Genomic DNA, 19,388 nt, shown 5'->3' on the forward strand with positions numbered 1-19,388 from the left:
GGACCCCCCGTGCTCACACGTCGGTGCTGAAACGGATCCCCCCGTCGGGGATCTGCACACCGGGCCAGACCCGGGCGCCGCGCAGCAGCTCGCAGCGCGCCCCGATGTCGGCGCCGTCGCCGATCACCCCGTCGCGGATCAGGGCGCGGGGACCGACCCGGACCCCGAATCCGATGATGGACCGCTCGATCACCGCACCGGCCTCCACCCTCGCGCCGTCGAAGATCACCGCGCCGTCCAGGCGTGCGCCGGCGCCGATCTCGGCGCCGCGGCCGACGACGGTGCCGCCGATCAGCAGGGCACCGGGCGCGACGGAGGCACCGGGATGGACGAGGGATTCGCCGCGCTGCCCACCGAGCGCGGGCGACGGTGCGATGCCGCGCACCAGGTCTGCCGAGCCGCGCACGAAGTCCTCCGGCGTGCCCATGTCCCGCCAGTAGGCGGCGTCGACGTGCCCGTACACGCGCTTGCCCTCCGCCAGCAGGGACGGAAAGACCTCACGTTCCACGGAGACCGGACGACCCTCGGGGATCGACTCGATGATCTCGCGCTTGAAGACGTAACAGCCGGCGTTGATCTGGTCCGTCGGCGGATCCTGCGTCTTCTCCAGGAACGCGGTGACCCGGCCCTCCTCGTCGGTGGGCACGCACCCGAACGCGCGGGGGTCGCCCACGCGCACCAGGTGCAGCGTCACGTCGGCGTCGGTGCGCAGGTGCGTGTCGAGCACCGCACCGAGATCCGTGCCGCCGAGGACGTCACCGTTGAAGACCATGACGTTGTCGGCGCGCAGCCTGGGCAGCACGTTGCGGATGCCGCCGCCGGTGCCCAGCGGCTCCGCCTCGGTGACGTACTCGATCTCGAGACCCAGTTCCGAGCCGTCACCGAAGTAGTCCTCGAACACCTCCGCCTTGAAGGATGTTCCGAGCACCACGTGCTTGATGCCGGCCGCACGGATACGCGTGAGCAGGTGCGTCAGGAACGGCACGCCGGCGGTGGGCAGCATCGGCTTCGGCGCGGACAGGGTCAGCGGCCGCAGCCGGGTCCCCTGCCCGCCCACCAGGATCACCGCATCGGTGTGCGGCGCAGCATCGTTCGTCATCGTGTCCCCTGTTCCGTGGTGTTGCCCGCCTCGGCCGCCCGCGCCCGTTCGCGTGCCGCCGCGGCCACCGACATCCTCGACCGGGCGGCGAGCCCGGCCCGCAGCGCCCACCGCAGCGGCGCCTGCCACGGATGCGGGTGCCGGTCCGCCTGGAACCGGTACGCGCTGTCGTGGTGGGCCGGCAGCATGAGTTCGGGATGCCGTCCTGCGGCGTGCCCCTTCGCGTGGGTGACCTCTGCCGAGGGCACGTACACGTTGAGCCAGCCCGCCCGGCCGAACCGGTCGCCGAGATCGACGTCCTCCATGTACATGAAGTAGCGCGAGTCGAAGCCGTCGACCGCGTCGAACGCCGCCCGCCGCACCAGCAGGCACGACCCGGACAGCCAGCCCACCGGGCGTTCGGACACGGTCTCGTTCTCCTGCCGGTACCGCTGCGTCCACGGGTTCTTCGGCCACACCGTGCCGAGCAGCGCGTGCCCGGCGCCGGAGACCAGCCCGGGCACCGAGCGCGCCGACGGATAGACGGTGCCGTCGGGTTCGTAGATCAGCGGGCCGAGGGACGCCGCGCGCGGCCAGCGACGCGCCGCCTCGAGCAGCCGGTCCAGCGACCCGGGTCCCCAGCGCACATCGGGATTGGCGACGACGACGAACTCCTCCGCCGGATCGACCTCCGCGACGGCCCGGTTGACGGCCCCGCCGTAGCCGATGTTGCCGCCGGTGTGCAGCAGCCGCACGTTCGGGTGCCGGGCCGCGGCGTCTTCGGGGGCGCCGTCGGTGGACCCGTTGTCCGCCAGGATCACCTGGGTGGGCAGGTTCGTCGCGCCGGTCAGCGAGGTCAGGAAGTGCTCCAGATGCTCACCGGGCGAGTAGGTCACCGTCACCACGGTCAGCTTCGAACTCACGCCGTCACCTTAGCCGCCGGGCGCGGTCCCGCCGAATCACGCCCTGGCCCGCAGGGCGCCGATCGCGGCGTGCAGCGCGGGCCGCCACGGCCGGAGCGGCGTCAGCCCGGCCGCGGCCCACGCGCTGCCGTCGAGGACGGAGTACGCCGGGCGGGGCGCGGGCCGCACGAACTCGTCGCTGCCGCAGGGCTGCACGCGGCCCGGGTCGGCGCCCGCCTCGGCGAACACCGCACGGGCGAGGTCGAACCAGCTGGCCTGCCCGGAGTTCGTCGCGTGCAGGACCCCGCCGGGCACCGCACCGGCGCGGGTGGCGAGTTCGAGGAGGCCGTCGGCGAGATCGGCGGCGTAGGTGGGGCAGCCGACCTGATCGTCGACGACGCGCACGGTGTCGCGTTCGCGTTCGAGCCGCAGCATCGTCGCGACGAAGTCGTTGCCCTCGCCGGTGTAGAGCCACGCGGTGCGCACCACGTGGGCGGTCGGCAACCGGTCGAGCACCGCGCGCTCCCCCGCGAGCTTGGTCCGGCCGTAGACGGTCCGGGGCCCGGTCGGATCGCCGACCCGGTACGGGCGGTCCCCGTCGCCGGCGAACACGTAGTCGGTGGACACGTGGATCAGGTGCGCTCCGGCGGCGGCGCACGCGGCGGCCAGATGGGCCGGTCCCCACTCGTTGACCGCGGCGGCGTCCTCCACATGGGTCTCGGCCGCGTCGACGGCGGTGTAGGCGGCGCAGTTGAGCACGACGGCGCCCGGTTCGACGAGCGCGGCGACGGCATCCGGATCGGTGATGTCCGCCTCCTCCGCGCCGACGCCCCGGATCGGGAGGCCGGCCGCGGCGCCGCGGGTGAGCAGGTGACGGCCCAGCTGTCCGCGGGCTCCGGTGACGAGAACGGTCTGCACGGGCACGAGTCTGGCACGCCGGGGCGGCTGTCACCCGGTAGCCGTCGCGGCTGTCACCCGGTAGCCGTCGCGGCTGTCACCCGGTAGCCGTCGCGGCTGTCACCCGGTAGCCGTCGCGGCTGTCACCCGGTAGCCGTCGCGGCTGTCACCCGGTACGAGCCGGGCACGCCGCGGCGGGTGCCACAAGGGCCGCGGTCTCGGCAGTAGCCTGGGTGCGACCGCCGACGCCCGACGAGAGGACCGCCAGGTGCCGCCAGAGCCGCCCACACGCCGAGTGCCGGCGCGCGACGCGGGGGGAGGATCGGGGGTCTTCCGCGGCCGCCCGCTGCGGATCGCCGTCAGCGTCGCCGCGGCGCTCACCCTGGTCGTCACCGGCGTCGCATGGCGCGGCATCGATTCGCTGCGCTCGTCGCTCGCCACGGTGGGCGGGCTCACCCTGGGCGACGGCCGGGACGGCGCCCTCGACATCCTCCTGGTGGGCACCGACAGCCGCACCGACGCGCACGGCAATCCGCTGTCCCAGCGCGAACTCGACGCGCTGCGGGCCGGCGAGGAAGTGGCCAACAACACCGACACGATCATCCTGGTCCGGGTGCCGCTCGACGGCACCTCGGCCACCGCCATCTCCATCCCACGCGACACCTACGTCGAGGTGCCCGACATCGGGATGTCGAAGATCAACGCCGCGTTCGGCGCCACCAAGGAGACCGAGCGGCTGCGGCTCGTCGAGGCCGGCGAGTCCGATGCGGCCGCCGAGAAGGCGGCCACGCAGGCGGGCCGGGAGGCACTGGTCGAGTCGGTCGCCGACCTGACCGGCGTCACCGTCGACCACTACGCCGAGGTCGGCCTGCTCGGGTTCGTGCTGCTCACCGATGCCGTCGGCGGCGTCGACGTGTGCCTGAACAACCCCGTCGACGAGCCGCTGTCCGGGGCGAACTTCCCCGCCGGCGAGCAGACCCTCGACGGCGCGGACGCCCTGAGCTTCGTCCGGCAGCGCCACGACCTGCCGCGCGGCGACCTGGACCGAATCGTGCGCCAGCAGGTGTTCATGGCCTCACTCGTACAGAAGGTGCTCAGCGCGAAGACGCTGAGCAACCCGTCCAAGCTGAACCAGCTCAGCGCGGCCGTGCAGAGGTCGGTGGTCCTGGACTCCGACTGGGACATCCTCGACCTGGCGACCCGGATGCAGGACCTCGCCGGCGGCGCCGTGCAGTTCTCCACGATCCCCGTCCAGGACCTCAACGCGATGACCGACTACGGCGAATCGGTGGTGCAGGTGGATCCGGAGGAGGTGCGCCGCTTCGTCGCCGACCTCGTCGATCCCGGCTCCGGCGACGACGGGTCGCAGCCGACGACGAGCGCGGCACCGGAGGTCGATGCCGGCACGATCACGGTGGACGTCGCCAACGCCGGTGGTGTCGGCGGCCTGGCCTCCCGCGTCGCGGCCGTGCTCGTCGGCGACGGCTTCGTCGAGGGCGGCGTCGGCAACCACACCGGCCGCGCGGTGGACGAGTCGACGGTCTTCGCCGCCGACCCCGAGTCCGACCAGGCGCGTGCCGTCGCGGAGGCGCTCGGCGGCCTGGCCACCGCCGCCGACCCGTCGCTCGACGCCGACACGGTGCGGGTGGTGCTCACCGCGGACTACGCGGGGCCGGGCACGGATGCGAACGTCACCTCCGTGGCCTCCGGATCGGATCTCGTGAGCGCCGGGGCCACCCCGACGTCCGTCCCGGCCGCCCCGCCGATCGACGCCGGCTCCGCCGGCCCCCGCTGCGTGAACTGAGGAACGAGGAAGCTGTGACCACCCTGACCGACACCCTGCTCGATCCGATCCTGGCCGCCGACCCGGCCGGCCCCCGCATCACGTGGTACGACGACGCGTCCGGCGCCCGGATCGAGCTGTCCGCGGTCACCCTGGCGAACTGGGCCGCCAAGACGGCGAACATGGTGCGCGACGAGTTCGGTCTGCTGCCCGGCGGCCGGGTGGCCGTCCTGCTCCCGGCTCACTGGCAGAGTGCCGCGGTCCTGCTCGGCGCATGGTGGGCCGGCGCCGAGGTGGTGCTCGAACCCGACGACGCGGACCTCGCGCTGGTCAGCGCGGACCGTCTCGACGATGTCGCGGACGTCGCCGAGGTCGCCGTCCTCTCGCTCGACGCGTTCGGCCGGCCCGTGCCGGACCTGCCGGTGGGGGTCACCGACTACGCGACGCACGTGCGGGTGCACGGTGACCAGTTCCGCTCCGCCGGGGACGGCGGACCGGTGCTCGACGGACGGACGGCCGGCGAGGTGATCGCGGCGGCCCGGGACGCGGCCGCGGCCGCCGGCATCACCGGCGCGGACCGGGTGCTGTCGAGCCGCGACTGGGGCACCCCGCAGGCGCTGATCGACGGCCTGCTCGCCGTCCTCGCCGTCGGCGCGTCGCTGGTGCAGGTGAGCAACCCGGATCCCGCCGCCACCGACCGACGGGTCGAGAGCGAGAAGGTCACCGCCCGGCTGAACGGCTGACGCGCGGCAGGCTCAGGCGACGTAGCCGCCGTCGGCGAGGCCGGCCTCGATCTCGAACCGGTTGCGAGCACCCGGGTGGCGCAGCTCCTCCCACACGTAGCGGACGGCGAATCCCGCCCCGTACCGCGCCCACTGATCGGCGTGGACCGCCTCGTGCCGCAGGATCCGGCGCGACGGTGTCCGGCCGGTGAGGAACACCCCGCCGATCGTCGTGCCCGAGCGGGCGTAGCCGCTGCGCATCCCGGTGCACACGTAGAGTCCGAACTCGTCGTCGAAGCCGACGCGGCCGCCCCATCCCCGAGCCCACAGCAGGGCCAGGGCCGTCACCGCCCGGGCCTGCGCGTCGCCCCGCGACGCGCGCGACCGTTGCAGGTCGGCACGCGCGTCGCGGGGGCTCACGGGCCCGAGCCTATCCGGCCGACAGTGCCTCCACCGGCGACACCGCCGCCGCGCGCCGCGCCGGAAGCAGCGCCGCGACCACACCGGCCACGCCGCCGGCGACGACGATCCCCAGCAGCTGCAGCCACGGCACCGACGGCAGGACGAGCTTGTCCACGCCGAACACCGACGCGGTCCCGGCGACACCGAGGATCAGTCCGAGCGCGACGCCGAGGCCCGAGGCCACCCCTGCCACGAGCAGCGCCTCCTGCACGAGCAGCGACCGGATGCCGCCGCGGCCGAGCCCGACGGCCCGCAGCAGTCCCGTTTCCCGGCGCCGCTCGAGCACCGACAGGGCCATGGTGTTGCCGACGCCGATCAGGGCGATGAGCACGGCGACCGACAGGAGGCCGCCCACCACGAGCAGCATCGTGTCGAGCACCTGCTCGATGGTGCGGCGCATCGCGACGGCGCCGCCGACCTCGCTGCCCGGGGCGGCCTCGGCCGCGGCGCTCGTGACGGCGCGCTGCGCGGCGGCGATCGCCGCGTCGTCGTCGATGTCGGCCAGCCGCAGCCACACCGCCTCGGTGCGCGTCGCCCCGGTCAGCGCGGGCAGGTCGGCGTCATCGACGAGGGCCGGGGCGCCCTCGGTGCCGTCGACCACGGTGAGGGTCCGACGCCCCCGCTCTCCGGCGACGTCGAGCCGGGAACCCGCGGACACGCCGCGTCCGGCACGCTCGTCGGGCGACAGGGCGATCTCCCCCGGTCCCGGCAGCGTGATGTCGGTGCGCAGGGTGCGGCCGACGTCGACCCGATCCACGCCGAGCACGCGCAGGTCCACTCCGCCGACGGCGAGGGTGACCGCCTGCAGGTCCGCGGTCTCCGCGACCCCGTCGATCGTGTGCAGGCGTTCGCCGAGGCCCGCCGGAAGGCCCTCGTCGCCGGCGGCCGTGACGGTCACGTCGACGGGGAACTGGCCGTCGATGGCCGCGGGCGCGCTCGCCTTCACCGTGGCCACGCCCACGACGATCGTCGCGGTGAGGGTGACGCCGAGGATCAGCGCGGTTGCCGTGGCGGCGGTGCGGCGCGGATTGCGGCCCGCGTTGCCGGCGGCGAGCTCGCCCACGGGCCCGCCGATCCGCGCCAGGGCACGCCCCGCACCCTGCACGACCGCCGGGACGATGCGCCGGGTCGCGGCGAGGAATCCGACGAATGCGAGCAGCCCGCCCGCACACGCGACGAGGACGTTGACTCCCAGGACGCCCGCGGTCAGCAGCACGGCCCCGGCGACGAGGCCGACCGTCGCGACGATGCGGCGCAACCAGGACGACCGTGCCGGCTCCGGCGTGCTCTCCATCGGATGGAGCGCGGCCAGCGGCGCGACGCGGGTGGCGGCCCGTCCGGGGCCGGTGGCGGCCAGGACCGTCACGACGATGCCGACGAGCAGGCCGACGACGACGGTGAGGGGCCCGACCGCGAGCGACCCGATGGGCAGCGGTGCGTCCCACGCCCGGGCCGCCGCGACCACCGCCGCGGCGAGCCCGATTCCGGCGAGGACGCCCGCAACCGAGGCCACGGCGCCGACGAGCAGCGCCTCGAGCAGGACACTGCGCCGTACCTGTGCGGCGGTGACCCCGACGCAGCGCATGAGGGCCAGTTCCCGGGTGCGGGCGGCGAGCACGACCGCGAAGGTGTTGGCGATCACGAGCGCGGACACCACGACGGCGATCGCCCCGAACGCGAGCAGCACGTTGCGCAGCAGGTCGGCGTCGCCGAAGTAGCGCGCGGCCACTGCGGCGGACCGTTCGGCGCCGGTCCGGACGGTCCATCCGGGCAGCGCCTCGGACACCCGGTCGACGAGGTCGGCGGCGGTGACGGTGCCGTCCCCCGCCAGGCGCAGTTCCCACCCCGGTGCGCCGCCGGCCCATCGGTCGACCTGCGCTCCGGTCCCGAACACCGCCGCGTCCGCGGCCTGCGGGGTTCCGGCCAGATCGACCTGCCCGACCACCGTCACGGTCGCGGGCTCGCCGCCCTCGGCATCCGTCACGGTCAGGACCGTGCCGAGCGGCACACCGGTGGTCGAACCGACCGCGATCTCGGAATCGGCGGCGGGCCATCGGCCGTCGGCCAGCCGCTGCCAGCGCAGGGCCTCGTCGCCCCCGACGGAGGTGACGTCGGCGTACGAGGGCACACCCTCGGGACCGGTGTAGCGCACCGGCGCGGTCAGGTCCACCGCGACGGCGCTCACGCCGGGCACCGCGGCCACCCGGGCCGCGAGCTCCTGCGGCCGCTCGACGGGCGCCGGCGGCGACTCGGGCGCGGTGACGACGGCCTCGGTGCCGCGGTACTGGGCCGCGAGCGAATCGGTCACCCCGGCGCGCACCGTGTCTCCGAGGACGAGAGTCGTCACGACGTAGGCGACCGCGACGAGGACGGCGAGGACCGAGGAGAGGTACCGGCCGGCGTGTGCCCGGGCCTGGGCGAGCGCCAGCCGTCGCATCAGCGCACCTCCTGGAGCGCGGCGGTGCCGAGGCGGCGCATCGTGTCGAGGACGGTGTCGGGCGTGGGCGCGGCGATCTCGCCGGCGGGCCGGCCGTCCGCGAGCAGCACGACGCGGTCGGCGTAGGACGCGGCCACCGGGTCGTGGGTGACCATGACGACGGTCTGACCGGTCTCGCGCACGCTCGCCCGCAGCAGGCCGAGCACCTCCGCCCCGGAGCGGGAGTCGAGGTTCCCGGTCGGTTCGTCGGCGAAGACCACATCGGGCTGGGGCAGCAGGGCCCGCGCGACGGCGACCCGCTGCTGCTGGCCGCCGGACAGTTCGTGCGGCAGGTGCCGCAGCCGCCCGTCGAGGCCGAGGCGGGTGACGACGTGGTCGCGCCATTCGTCGCTCGGTCGCCGCCCGGCCAGCCGCATCGGCAGCAGCATGTTCTCCTCGGCCGTGAGCACGGGCAGCAGGTTGAACGCCTGGAAGACGAATCCGATGCGGTCGCGCCGTAGTTCGGTCAGCCGCCGGTCCCCTGCCCCGCTGATCTCGTCGTCCCCCAGGAAGATCCGCCCCGAGGTCGCGGTGTCCAACCCGGCGAGACAGTGCATGAGGGTGGACTTCCCGGATCCCGACGGCCCCATGATCGCCGTGAAGGCTCCCTTCTCGAAGGCCACGCTCACCCCGTCGAGCGCACGCACCTCGGCGTCGCCCCGGCCGTACACCTTCACCAGCTCTTCCGCACGCACGGCGGCGGTTCCCACATCGTTGTCGTCCATGCCGTCGACGCTAGGAACCGCGCCGCACCGGCACATCGGAGCGCGGGCGGATCTTCCGGCCGCCGCGGGTCCTACCGTGGTATGACCGGCCGCGACCACGACGGGCGGACGGCCGGAGCCGCGCAGCCGTGCGCCCGCAGGTTCACGGTCCGTCCGCCGCGCCGAGCAGATCCTCCGGCCGGACCAGTCCCGCACGGAACGCGAACAGCACCGCCTGCACGCGGTCCCGCGACGCTGTCTTCGAAAGAACCCTCCCCACATGCGTTTTCACGGTGGCTTCCGACAGCACGAAGCGTTCGGCGAGTTCGGCGTTGGTGAGGCCGTGCGCCATCGCGACGAGCACCTCGAGCTCACGCGGGGTCAACTCCGGCGGAACCCGCACGGCCGGACGACGATCGGGCGCGCCGTCGCCCCCGAGCAGCGGACCGACGTGCCGCAGCAGACGGCGGGTGGCGCGGGGCGCGATCACCGCGTCGCCGCGGTGCACCGTGCGGACCGCGGCGAGCAGATCCTCCGGCGGCGCGTCCTTGAGCAGGAACCCGCTCGCGCCCGCGCCGAGCGCGGAGACGACGTACTCCTCGGTGTCGAAGGTGGTGAGCATCACCACCTTCGGCGCGTGCGGGCGGGTGAGCAGCCGGCGGGTGGTCTCGATCCCGTCCAGGCCGGGCATCTGCACGTCCATCAGCACCACGTCCGTCTCGGCCCGTGCGAGCGCGTCGAGGGCGGCGTGCCCGTCCGCCGCCTCGGCGACCACCGTCAGGTCCGGTTGCGAGTCGAGCACCATCCGGAAGCCGGCCCGCACGAGGTGCTGATCGTCGACGAGACCGACCCGGACGGGTCTCGGCTCCGGGCCCGAGTCCGGCACGGTCTCTCTCCTCTCAGTGGTACGGAAGCAGCGCATGGACACGGTAGCCGCCGCCCGGCGCCGGACCGGCGGACACGGCGCCGCCGTGCAGCCGGGCGCGTTCCGCCATGCCGATCAGTCCCTGCCCGCCCGGGCGGGGCTCGACGAGGGCCGCCGCGCCGCGACCGTTGTCGACGATCTCCACCTCCACGCGTTCGGGCAGCCATGCGAGGCGGACACGGGCGTGGGCGCGGGGGCCGGCGTGCCGCAGCACGTTGGTCAGCGCCTCCTGCACGATGCGGTACACGGTCAGGCCCGTGCCCGCGGGCAGGTCGCGCCGCGGACCGGTGACCGTGAACTCGACGTCGAGCCCGCCGCCCCGCAGATCGGCGATCAGCTCGTCGAGGTCGTCCGGCCCGGGTGCGACGCGGAACTCGCGGGGTCCGTCCTCGCGCAGCACCGCCAGCAGCGAGCGCATGTCGCTCAACGCGCGCCGGCCGGTGTCGGCGATGGCCGTCAGCGCGGACACGGCCTCCTCGGGGTGCTGCGGGGCGGCGTACCGGCCACCGTCGGCCTGGGCGATCACGACGGTCAGCGAATGCGCGACGATGTCGTGCATCTCCCGGGCTATGCGGGTGCGCTCGCCGAGCGCGGCGAGCTCGGTCTCCTTCTCCCGTTCGAGTTCGAGAAGGCGGTTGCGCTCGCTGAGGTTCGCCATCTCCTCCAGGCGCAGATTCCGGATACGCCCGAACGCCCATGCCCCGGCGAGGAATACGACCACGAACACCGCGGACACGGCCATGCCGAGGGCGGAGCGGTCTTCGATGTTCCCGAGGTAGCGGATGCCCGCGAGGGCACCGCCGGCGACCGCCGCGGCGAGGCCGAGGGTGCTCGCCCACCGCGGGCCGTAGGCGGCGAGGGCGTAGACCGCCGCCGGGACGGCCACCGGGGCGACGGGGCTGACCGTCGGCACGGTCGCCAGGTGCACGAACGCGGCGGCGGCGACCACGGCCGTGGCCGGCACCACCCGGGTGCGCCGCCACGCCAGCGGCACGCTCAGGACGAGCACGAGGACCGCGTCCCACCAGCCGGGCTCGGAGGTGGCGACGACGAGCAACCCGAAGGCGGTCAGCAGAGCGGCCAGGACCGCGTCGATGGTGCCGGTGTGGGTGCCGCTCCACCGGTACCACCGCTCGAGGCGAGTGGGGGCGGGCACGGCGCGGCCGTCAGCCCAGCAGCTTCCGCCGCAACGCGTCGTCCTTCTCGAGCACCATCTGCTCGAGGCCCGCCTGGAACTGCTCCATCCGGCCCCGCAGCGCGGGGTCGGCTGCGCCGAGGATACGGGCGGCGAGCAGGCCGGCGTTGCGGGCGCCGCCGATGGAGACGGTCGCGACAGGCACCCCGGCAGGCATCTGCACGATCGACAGCAGCGAGTCCATGCCGTCGAGGTACTTCAGGGGGACGGGCACGCCGATCACCGGGAGCGGGGTCGCGGAGGCGACCATGCCCGGAAGGTGGGCGGCACCACCGGCGCCGGCGATGATCACCTTGATGCCGCGTCCGGCGGCGTCGCGGGCGTAGTCGAGCATGCGCTGCGGGGTGCGGTGGGCCGAGACGACCCCCACCTCGAAGCGGATGCCGAACTCGACGAGCGCCTCGGCGGCGGCCTCCATCGTCGGCCAGTCCGAGTCGCTGCCCATGATCAGGCCGACCTGTGCTCCGTCAGTCACCGTGAGAATCCCATCCGTCGGTCCACACTCCGTGCGAGAGCCAGTGCGCCGCGCGTTCCGCGCGTTCGCGCACCGCCGCCACGTACTGCGGGTCGTCGATCGACCCGGACGCGTCCCCGAGCACGTTGACGTGCCCGATCTTGCGGTCCTTGCGCTCGCCCTTGCCGTAGAGGTGCACACGCACGTCGGGCATCCGGGCGAACAGGTGGTGCAGCCGCTCGTCCATGCTCATCGCGGGCGCCTCGGGGGCGCCGAGGACGTTCGCCATCACCGTCACCGGGGCGATCGGTGACGTGTCGCCGAGCGGGTAGTCCAGCACCGCGCGCAGGTGCTGCTCGAACTGCCCGGTGCGGGCGCCGTCCATGCCCCAGTGCCCGGAGTTGTGCGGCCGCATCGCGAGCTCGTTGACGATCAGCTCGCCGGTCTCGGTCTCGAACAGTTCGACCGCCATGACTCCGACCACACCGAGCTCGGCGGCGATGCGCAGGGCCAGCTGCTCGGCGCCGGCCTCGATGTCGGCCCGCAGGTTCGGGGCGGGCGCGATGACGACGGCGCACTGCCCGTTCAACTGCACGGTCTCGACCACGGGCCAGCTCGCGCCCTGCCCGAACGGCGAGCGCGCGACCATCGCGGACAGCTCCCGCCGCCACGAGACCTTCTCCTCGGCGATGAGCGGCACCCCGGCCGCGAGCTGCTCGGCGACGATCCGCTGCGCCTCGTCCACGTCGTCGGTGATCCACACACCGCGACCGTCGTAGCCGCCGCGCGCCGACTTGATCACGACGGGCCACCCGTGCTCGTCGCCGAACGCGGTGAGGTCGTCGACCGAGGTGAGCTCGGTGAACGGCGGCACCGGGGCACCGAGCTCCGCGAGGCGCCGGCGCATCGCGAGCTTGTCCTGCGCGTAGATCAGGGCCTGCGGCGGCGGCTGCACGCTGACGCCCTCGCGCTGGAGCACCTCGAGATGCTCGGTGGGCACGTGCTCGTGGTCGAAGGTCAAGGCGTGGACGCCGGTCGCGGCACTGCGCAACGCGTCGAGATCGGTGTGGCTGCCGAGCACCACGTCGGGGCTGACCCGCGCGGCCGGATCGTCCGGGCTCGCGGCCAGCACCCGCAGGGTCTGGCCGAGCGCGATCGCGGCCTGGTGGGTCATCCGGGCGAGCTGGCCGCCGCCGACCATCGCGACGACCGGCATACCGGTGGGCAGCGTGCGGGGAGGGTGCGAAGGGGCGTCGCCGGCCGCGGAGGCGGGAGTCGCGGCGGCCGAGTCCGGGGGTGTAGCGGTCACGGCTCTCCATGGTGTCACAGCGGGCGGCGGGCGCGGCGCCGCGCTCCCGCGCGACACCCCGTCGTTCCTGTGGTAAAGCTGATAAACCGCCCGCGGGTTCGTGTGTTCGGATCCCGGTTTCGTAGACTCGTCCGGGTGTCTTTCGTCGATGCTGCCGTGAACCGAGTCCCCGAGCCTCTGCGGGGCCTGTTGCTGCGGCACCACGAGTTGATCAAGTTCGCGATCGTCGGCGGCACCACCTTCGTCGTCGACTCGGTCATCTTCTACACCCTCAAGCTCACGGTGCTCGAGGAGAAGCCGGTGACCGCCAAGGTCATCGCCGGGGTGATCGCCGTGATCTGCTCGTACGTCCTCAACCGGGAATGGTCGTTCAAGAACCGGGGCGGCCGGGAGCGGCACCACGAGGCGCTGCTGTTCTTCGCCGTCAGCGGCATCGGCGTGGTCCTCAGCTTCATCCCGTTGTGGATCTCGAGCTACGTGTTCGACCTGCGGGTGCCGAACGTCAGCCTCACCATGGAGAACATCGCCGACTTCGTCAGCGCCTATCTCATCGGCAATCTGCTGCAGATGATCTTCCGGTTCTGGTGCTTCCGCCGTTTCGTGTTCCCGGAGGAGATGAACCCCGGCGGAGACGACGTTCCCGAGCACGAGGAACTCGCCGAGGAAGGCCTGGGACACTCCTGAGTCCGGTCCCCGCCGCCGCGGGTCAGCCGAATCCGGTCCCCGCCGCCGCGGGTCAGCCGAATCCGGTCCCCGCCGCCGCGGGTCAGCGTGGTTCCCGGATCCCCGCGGGGGCGGACTCGTCGCGGGTCGAGCCGAGGAACAGGGCGAACAGGGCGGGCCGCCGGCGTTGCAGTTCCAGGCGCCCGCCGTCGGCCTCGGTCAGGGCACGGGCGAGCGCGAGTCCCACCCCGGTCGAGCCGGTACCCGAGAAGCCGCGGTCGAAGATGTGCGGGGCCAGCTCGTCGCTGACGCCGTCACCCTCGTCGGTCACCTCCACGCACACGGTCGATCCGCCGCCGTGGGTCGATACCCGCCGCACGGACACCGTGCACGTTCCACCGCCGTGCATGAGGGCATTGTCGACCAGCACCGCGACGGCCTCGCGCAGCCGGGATCCGGTTACGCGGCTGCGCAGCGACGGATCCCCGCTCAGCAGCAGTTCCCGGCCCGCCTCCTTGTAGGGCCCCCGCCAGTCCGCGATCACCCCCGCCAGCTCCCCCACGACGGACACCTCGGTGCGCAGCTCGGAGCCGCTGTTACGGGACGCGCGCACCAGCTCGTCGATGGCGGTGGTGAGCCGGTCCACCTGGCGCATCGCCTCCTCCGCCTCCTCGACGACGGCCGGGTCGGCGTGGGTGGACAGCTCGTCGAGGCGCAGCCGCACCGCGGTCAGCCGGGACCGCAGCTGGTGCGAGACGTCGCCGACGAGGGCGTGCTCCCGCTGCAGGCGCCCGGCGATCTCCACGGTCGCGGCGTCGAGGACGTCCGAGACGCGGTCGAGTTCCGGGATGCCGTGCCGGCGTGGATCGGGCCGGAAGTCGCCCTCAGCCAGCCGGCGGGCCCGTGCCGCGACGTCGCGCAGAGGGTCGGCCAGCCGCCGCGCGGTGACGACGGCGACGACGGCGCCGACGGCCATGGACAACAGCACCAGCAGCGTCACCCCGACCAGGACCTGCCGCTGCAGCAGGCGCATGTCCTCGGACGGCGCCTCGAGCCGCAGGGATCCCGACGTTCCCATCGACAGGGACTCGACCAGGGGGTTCGGGACTGCGGCGGCGCCGATGTCGAGGCGGGCCGCGGCGTCCTCGGGGGTCGGGTAGACGACGAGGAGGCGGCCGCCGTCGGGAACGACGAGCCGCAGCGAACTGGTGTCGAGGCCGCCGACGACCAGGCCGTCGGCGCCCTCCTGGGCGATGATCTCCGCGGACATGCGGTCGAGCCGGTCCTGCAGGTCCCTGCGAGCGGTGTCCTCGACGAACAGCCAGGCGGTGTAGGCGAGCGGGACTCCGAGCAGCAGGGCCACGAGCAACGAGCCCGCGAGGACCGCGAACAGGATTCGGCGGCGCACTCCGGTCCCGTCAGTCGGTGTTCAGGCGGAAGCCGACGCCGCGGACGGTGGCGATGCGCCGCTCCCCGGCCGGGCCCTCGTCACCGATCTTGCGGCGCAGCCAGGACATGTGCATGTCGAGAGTCTTGGACCCGCGCAGGTCGGCGTCGCCCCACACCTCCTGCAGGATCACGTCCCGCGAGACCACCTGGCCGGCGTGCTCGAGCAGCACCCGCAACAGTTCGTACTCCTTGTTGGCGAGGGTGACCTCGGAGCCGTCGACGAGCACGCGCCGGGCCGCCCGCTCGAGCCGGATCCCCGCGACCTCGACGATGTCCTCGGGCTCGCCGCCGCCACGGCGGCGCAGCAGCGCCCGGACCCGGGCCATGAGTTCGGCGAGCCGGAAGGGCTTGCCGACGTAGTCGTCGGCGCCGGCATCGAGGCCGACGACGAAGTCGACCTCGTCGGTACGGGCGGTGAGCATCAGGACGGCGAGGTCGGAGCGGTGGGCCCGGATCTGCCGGCACACCTCGAGGCCGTCGATGCCGGGCAGCCCGAGGTCGAGGATGAGCAGTTCGTAGTCACCGGACAGGGCCCGTTCGAGCGCGGCGGGACCGGTCTGTTCGACGGTGACGTCGTATCCCTCCCGGCCCAGCGCCCGGGACAGGGGCGCGGCGATGGCTTCGTCGTCTTCGGCGAGCAGGACTGCGGTCACGGATCCAGCGTACGGATCGGCACCGGCCGTCCGGCGCGTTACCAGGCTTTGCGACTCGGCCCGTCGGGTCGGGGTTCCCGGTCCCGCGCCGGGTCGGCGTGGAACGCCTGCTGGTACAGCAGGGCATGCACGCGCTGCACGTCGGGGATGTCGTCGAACTCGAGCGGATCGTCGGCCGCGGAGACGATGACGAGGGTGCCGGTGCGCAGGATCCGGTCCAGCAGGCCGTGCCGGAACTGCACGTTGCTGATGCGGCCCATCGGGATGTCGATGCCGGAGTGGGTGAGCACGCCCTGCCGGACGAGCACCCGCCGGTCGGTGACGATGAAGTGGGTCGACAGCCAGCTCACGAGCGGCGCCAGGCACTGCCAAGCGACGATCGCCGCCCACAGCACCGCGAGCACGATCGTCAGCGTGCTCGCGGTGGAGCCGTCGAGCCGGGCCTGGCTCAGGCCGAGCAGGAATCCCGCGAGCGCGGTGGCGACCAGGAAGATCGCCGCCGGCACGATGAGCATCTTCCAGTGCGGGTGCCGGTGCAGCAGCAGCCGTTCCTCGGGGGCGAGGGCGTCCTCCGGGTATCCCATGCCGGACACGATGGCACAGCCGCGGCGCCGGGCGCCCGTGCCGGGTCAGGGCACCGGGCGCAGGTGGGTGATGTCCCCGGCCGACACCGCGATCGGCTCGCCACCGTCGTCCGGGGTGATGACGATGCGGCCCTGCTCGTCGATGTCGACCGCGACGCCGTGCAGTTCCGTGTCGCCCGGCAGGACCGCCCGCACCCGGCGGCCGAGCGTGCCGCACCGGTCGCGGTAGGCAGCGGCCAGCCCGGCGACGTCCCAGCCCGCGACGTACCACTGCTCCCACCGGCGGCCGAGTTCGCGCAGCAGGGCCTCGGCGAGTGCGGTGCGATCGAGTTCGGTCGCCCCGGCGAGCGCGAGCGACGTCGCGGTGGGAACCGGCAGCTCGTCCTCGGTGAGCGAGACGTTGAGGCCGATGCCCACCACCACGGCGGGCTCGGGGTGGGTGCCGGCGACCTCGGCGAGGATGCCGGCCACCTTGCGGCCCTCGACGAGCACGTCGTTGGGCCACTTCAGTTCGGCGTCCACTCCGGTGACCGAGCGGATCGCGTCGACGGTGGCGATGCCGGCCAGCAGCGGCAGCCAGCCCAGGTCGGCGAGGTCGATGCCGGGCATGCGCAGCAGCACCGAGACGATCACCTGGGCGCGGGGAACACCGGTCCATCCACGCGAGTGCCGGCCCCGGCCGCCGTGCTGGAACTCGGCGAGCAGGACGCGGCGGTCGGCTCCGGGTTCGCGGGCGGCCGCGAGCAGGTCGGCGTTGGTCGAGGCGGTCTCGGTGACGACGTCGAGGCGCCGGTAGAACGCGTCGGGGTCGGCGCCACGCACGAGCGCGGCGCGCAGCCGGGCGGCATCCAGCTCGCGCCGCACGGGCGCGGGGTCGACGGGCGGGCGCTGCGGTTCGGGTTCGGTGGGCATCCGCACAGCCTAGGATGGGCAGCGAAACGTACTCGCCGGTAGCTTCAGTTCAATGATTCAACACAAGCGGGGCCTCGGTGCGCGATCGCTGACTGACGCTCGCTAAGCTCATGGGCCATGACCACTGTCCAGGAGCCGTCCGCGCCCGAGGCGGCGAGTACGCCCGATATCCACACGACTGCCGGCAAGCTGGCGGACCTGCGCAATCGCCAGGCTCAGGCTCAGGCCCCGAGCGGTGAGGCCGCCGTCGAGAAGGTGCACGCGAAGGGCAAGCTGACCGCCCGCGAGCGCATCGAAGCGCTGCTCGACGAGGGCTCGTTCGTCGAGCTCGACCAGCTCGCCCGGCACCGCAGCACCAACTTCGGCCTGGCCGAGAACCGCCCGGTCGGCGACGGCGTCGTGACCGGCTACGGCACCATCGACGGCCGCGACGTGTGCGTGTTCTCGCAGGATGCGACCGTCTTCGGCGGCAGCCTCGGCGAGGTCTACGGCGAGAAGATCGTCAAGGTCATGGACCTGGCGCTCAAGACCGGCCGCCCGCTGATCGGCATCAACGAGGGGGCGGGCGCGCGCATCCAGGAGGGTGTCGTCTCGCTCGGCCTCTACGGCGAGATCTTCCACCGCAACGTGCAGGCCTCCGGGGTGATCCCGCAGATCTCGCTGATCATGGGCCCGGCCGCCGGTGGACACGTCTACTCCCCCGCCCTGACCGACTTCGTGGTGATGGTCGACCAGACCAGCCAGATGTTCGTCACCGGTCCCGACGTCATCAAGACCGTCACCGGTGAGGACGTCACCATGGAGGATCTCGGCGGCGCGCACACCCACATGGTCAAGTCCGGTGTCGCGCACTACGTCGCCGACGGCGAGCAGGACGCCCTGGACTACGTCAAGGACCTGCTGTCCTACCTGCCGAGCAACAACCAGGCCGCCGCGCCGCGCACCGAGCCGACCGACCCGATCCTCGGGTCGATCGAGGAGTCGCTGACCGAGGAGGACATCGAGCTCGACACGCTGATTCCCGACTCGGCGAACCAGCCGTACGACATGCACGAGGTGATCCGTCGCCTGCTCGACGACGACGAGTTCCTCGAGGTCCAGGCCGAGCGCGCCCAGAACATCATCGTCGGCTTCGGCCGCGTCGACGGCCGGTCCGTCGGCATCGTCGCCAACCAGCCGACCCAGTTCGCCGGCTGCCTGGACATCGACGCGTCGGAGAAGGCCGCGCGCTTCGTGCGCACCTGTGACGCGTTCAACGTCCCGATCGTCACGCTCGTCGACGTGCCGGGCTTCCTGCCGGGCACCGAGCAGGAGTACAACGGCATCATCCGCCGCGGCGCCAAGCTGCTGTACGCGTACGGCGAGGCCACTGTCGGCAAGATCACCGTCATCACCCGCAAGGCCTACGGCGGCGCGTACGACGTGATGGGCTCGAAGCACATGGGCGCGGACGTCAACCTGGCCTGGCCGACCGCGCAGATCGCCGTCATGGGCGCCTCCGGTGCCGTCGGCTTCGTCTACCGCAAGCGCCTGCTCGAGGCGGCCAAGAACGGCGAGGACGTCGACGCGCTGCGCCTCGAGCTGCAGAACGAGTACGAGGACACCCTGGTGAACCCGTACGTCGCCGCCGAGCGGGGCTACGTCGACGCAGTCATCCCGCCGTCGCACACCCGCGGGCAGATCGTGGCGGCCCTGCGGCTGCTCGAGCGCAAGATGGTCACGCTTCCGCCGAAGAAGCACGGGAACATCCCCCTCTGACGGCCGCACGGCCGAGACCATCCCGGCCGGCTCGGTCCTTCCGAGCCGGCCGGGCCACGACCCCACGAGAGGGACGACATGACTTCGAACGCGCAGCGATCCCGCTCCTGCGTCCTGCCCACCGGCTCCGGTAGCCTCCCGGGAGGTGTGTTGTGACTGCGGTAGCTGAGGAGAAGACCATCATCGACACCGAGGTGACCGAGGTCGCGGCGGCCGAGGAGGCCCCGGCGGCGGCGCCGGCGGCCGAGACCGCCGCTCCCGAGGCGGCCGCGGCGATCCGGATCGTCAAGGGCCGGCCCTCGGACGTCGAGATCGCCGCGCTGGTGGCGGTGCTCGCCGCGGCCTCCGGGTCCGCCGCCCCGGCAGGGGACGACCGCCCGCGCGAGACGTGGGGCGACCCCACCCGGATGCACCGCCGGACGGCGCCGTTCTCGCCGTACTCGTACCCGAACCTGGGCTGAT

General features: G+C 73.3%; 19 protein-coding genes. 5 read left to right on the forward strand and 14 right to left on the reverse strand.

What is annotated here, in order from left to right; all coding sequences use genetic code 11:
• Positions 1–13: 13 nt before the first annotated feature.
• Genes KZJ41_RS18445 through rfbD form a run of 3 tightly spaced genes read right to left on the reverse strand, consistent with a single transcriptional unit; the run spans position 14 to position 2,898 of the window.
• Positions 14–1,099, reverse strand: coding sequence for a sugar phosphate nucleotidyltransferase (locus KZJ41_RS18445; protein ID WP_006942634.1), 1,086 nt, complete (start codon positions 1,097–1,099; stop codon positions 14–16).
• The gene (locus tag KZJ41_RS18450; protein ID WP_006942633.1) at positions 1,096–2,001 is read right to left on the reverse strand and encodes a glycosyltransferase family 2 protein; all 906 of its coding nucleotides are present in this window, start codon (positions 1,999–2,001) and stop codon (positions 1,096–1,098) included. Before KZJ41_RS18450 ends, KZJ41_RS18445 begins: the two co-directional genes overlap by 4 nt.
• Before the next feature lie 36 nt (positions 2,002–2,037).
• Positions 2,038–2,898: a dTDP-4-dehydrorhamnose reductase gene (rfbD, locus tag KZJ41_RS18455; RefSeq protein ID WP_029544624.1), complete on the reverse strand. Its 861-nt coding sequence runs from the start codon at positions 2,896–2,898 to the stop codon at positions 2,038–2,040.
• 247 nt (positions 2,899–3,145) lie between these two features.
• Between rfbD and KZJ41_RS18460 the strand changes: the two genes are divergently transcribed.
• Both KZJ41_RS18460 and KZJ41_RS18465 read left to right on the forward strand, forming a co-directional pair.
• On the forward strand, positions 3,146–4,681 hold the full coding sequence (locus tag KZJ41_RS18460; RefSeq protein WP_081637050.1) for an LCP family protein: 1,536 nt from the start codon (positions 3,146–3,148) through the stop codon (positions 4,679–4,681).
• A gap of 14 nt (positions 4,682–4,695) precedes the next feature.
• Complete coding sequence (locus tag KZJ41_RS18465; RefSeq protein WP_043801451.1) at positions 4,696–5,403, forward strand: TIGR03089 family protein; 708 nt, start codon at positions 4,696–4,698, stop codon at positions 5,401–5,403.
• Between the two features lie 12 nt (positions 5,404–5,415).
• Here KZJ41_RS18465 and KZJ41_RS18470 read toward each other — a convergent pair whose 3' ends face one another.
• From KZJ41_RS18470 to KZJ41_RS18500, 7 genes are all read right to left on the reverse strand, one after another.
• Entirely contained in the window at positions 5,416–5,802 is a 387-nt protein-coding gene (locus tag KZJ41_RS18470; protein ID WP_373566440.1) for a hypothetical protein, read from the reverse strand.
• A 10-nt stretch (positions 5,803–5,812) separates the two neighbouring features.
• Positions 5,813–8,281, reverse strand: a complete 2,469-nt coding sequence (locus KZJ41_RS18475) for an FtsX-like permease family protein (RefSeq protein ID WP_102799817.1) — start codon at positions 8,279–8,281, stop codon at positions 5,813–5,815.
• Positions 8,281–9,045 carry an ABC transporter ATP-binding protein gene (locus KZJ41_RS18480; protein WP_006939554.1) on the reverse strand — a complete coding sequence of 255 codons (765 nt, stop codon included), beginning with the start codon at positions 9,043–9,045 and terminating at the stop codon, positions 8,281–8,283. Before KZJ41_RS18480 ends, KZJ41_RS18475 begins: the two co-directional genes overlap by 1 nt.
• A 142-nt stretch (positions 9,046–9,187) precedes the next feature.
• A complete protein-coding gene (locus tag KZJ41_RS18485; RefSeq protein WP_029544636.1) occupies positions 9,188–9,910 on the reverse strand; it encodes a response regulator transcription factor in 723 nt (240 codons plus the stop codon).
• 13 nt (positions 9,911–9,923) lie between these two features.
• Positions 9,924–11,105, reverse strand: coding sequence for a sensor histidine kinase (locus KZJ41_RS18490; protein WP_065922395.1), 1,182 nt, complete (start codon positions 11,103–11,105; stop codon positions 9,924–9,926).
• Between the two features lie 10 nt (positions 11,106–11,115).
• On the reverse strand, positions 11,116–11,619 hold the full coding sequence (gene purE / locus KZJ41_RS18495) for a 5-(carboxyamino)imidazole ribonucleotide mutase (protein ID WP_006939559.1): 504 nt from the start codon (positions 11,617–11,619) through the stop codon (positions 11,116–11,118).
• Positions 11,612–12,814: a 5-(carboxyamino)imidazole ribonucleotide synthase gene (locus tag KZJ41_RS18500; protein WP_202917709.1), complete on the reverse strand. Its 1,203-nt coding sequence runs from the start codon at positions 12,812–12,814 to the stop codon at positions 11,612–11,614. Before KZJ41_RS18500 ends, purE begins: the two co-directional genes overlap by 8 nt.
• Before the next feature lie 228 nt (positions 12,815–13,042).
• On the opposite strand from KZJ41_RS18500, the gene KZJ41_RS18505 reads away from it, so the two are divergent.
• Positions 13,043–13,591, forward strand: coding sequence for a GtrA family protein (locus tag KZJ41_RS18505; protein WP_044476112.1), 549 nt, complete (start codon positions 13,043–13,045; stop codon positions 13,589–13,591).
• Positions 13,592–13,673: 82 nt separating this feature from the next.
• Here the strand turns inward: KZJ41_RS18505 and KZJ41_RS18510 are convergent, their stop codons facing one another.
• Genes KZJ41_RS18510 through KZJ41_RS18525 form a run of 4 tightly spaced genes read right to left on the reverse strand, consistent with a single transcriptional unit; the run spans position 13,674 to position 17,168 of the window.
• Positions 13,674–14,978 (reverse strand): HAMP domain-containing sensor histidine kinase, encoded by a 1,305-nt coding sequence (locus tag KZJ41_RS18510; RefSeq protein WP_006939562.1) that lies wholly within the window; start codon positions 14,976–14,978, stop codon positions 13,674–13,676.
• 10 nt (positions 14,979–14,988) lie between these two features.
• Positions 14,989–15,672 (reverse strand): response regulator transcription factor, encoded by a 684-nt coding sequence (locus KZJ41_RS18515; RefSeq protein WP_006939563.1) that lies wholly within the window; start codon positions 15,670–15,672, stop codon positions 14,989–14,991.
• A 38-nt stretch (positions 15,673–15,710) separates the two neighbouring features.
• Complete coding sequence (locus tag KZJ41_RS18520) at positions 15,711–16,256, reverse strand: PH domain-containing protein (protein WP_006939564.1); 546 nt, start codon at positions 16,254–16,256, stop codon at positions 15,711–15,713.
• A gap of 45 nt (positions 16,257–16,301) precedes the next feature.
• A complete protein-coding gene (locus tag KZJ41_RS18525; protein ID WP_065922394.1) occupies positions 16,302–17,168 on the reverse strand; it encodes a biotin--[acetyl-CoA-carboxylase] ligase in 867 nt (288 codons plus the stop codon).
• 117 nt (positions 17,169–17,285) lie between these two features.
• On the opposite strand from KZJ41_RS18525, the gene KZJ41_RS18530 reads away from it, so the two are divergent.
• Both KZJ41_RS18530 and KZJ41_RS18535 read left to right on the forward strand, forming a co-directional pair.
• Positions 17,286–18,926, forward strand: coding sequence for an acyl-CoA carboxylase subunit beta (locus tag KZJ41_RS18530; RefSeq protein WP_006939566.1), 1,641 nt, complete (start codon positions 17,286–17,288; stop codon positions 18,924–18,926).
• A gap of 152 nt (positions 18,927–19,078) precedes the next feature.
• Positions 19,079–19,387 carry an acyl-CoA carboxylase subunit epsilon gene (locus tag KZJ41_RS18535; protein WP_065922393.1) on the forward strand — a complete coding sequence of 103 codons (309 nt, stop codon included), beginning with the start codon at positions 19,079–19,081 and terminating at the stop codon, positions 19,385–19,387.
• The last annotated feature ends 1 nt before the right edge of the window (position 19,388 follow it).

It is taken from the genome of Rhodococcus sp. 11-3 (genome assembly GCF_023704055.1).
Taxonomy (GTDB): domain Bacteria; phylum Actinomycetota; class Actinomycetes; order Mycobacteriales; family Mycobacteriaceae; genus Rhodococcus; species Rhodococcus aetherivorans.

Coding starts and splice junctions, on each gene's coding strand:
- KZJ41_RS18445 (WP_006942634.1), bottom strand. CDS start 1,099: ATGACGAACGATGCTGCGCCGCACACCGATGCGGTGATCCTGGTGGGC.
- KZJ41_RS18475 (WP_102799817.1), bottom strand. CDS start 8,281: ATGCGACGGCTGGCGCTCGCCCAGGCCCGGGCACACGCCGGCCGGTAC.
- KZJ41_RS18480 (WP_006939554.1), bottom strand. CDS start 9,045: ATGGACGACAACGATGTGGGAACCGCCGCCGTGCGTGCGGAAGAGCTG.
- KZJ41_RS18500 (WP_202917709.1), bottom strand. CDS start 12,814: ATGCCGGTCGTCGCGATGGTCGGCGGCGGCCAGCTCGCCCGGATGACC.
- KZJ41_RS18520 (WP_006939564.1), bottom strand. CDS start 16,256: ATGGGATACCCGGAGGACGCCCTCGCCCCCGAGGAACGGCTGCTGCTG.
- KZJ41_RS18525 (WP_065922394.1), bottom strand. CDS start 17,168: ATGCCCACCGAACCCGAACCGCAGCGCCCGCCCGTCGACCCCGCGCCC.
- KZJ41_RS18530 (WP_006939566.1), top strand. CDS start 17,286: ATGACCACTGTCCAGGAGCCGTCCGCGCCCGAGGCGGCGAGTACGCCC.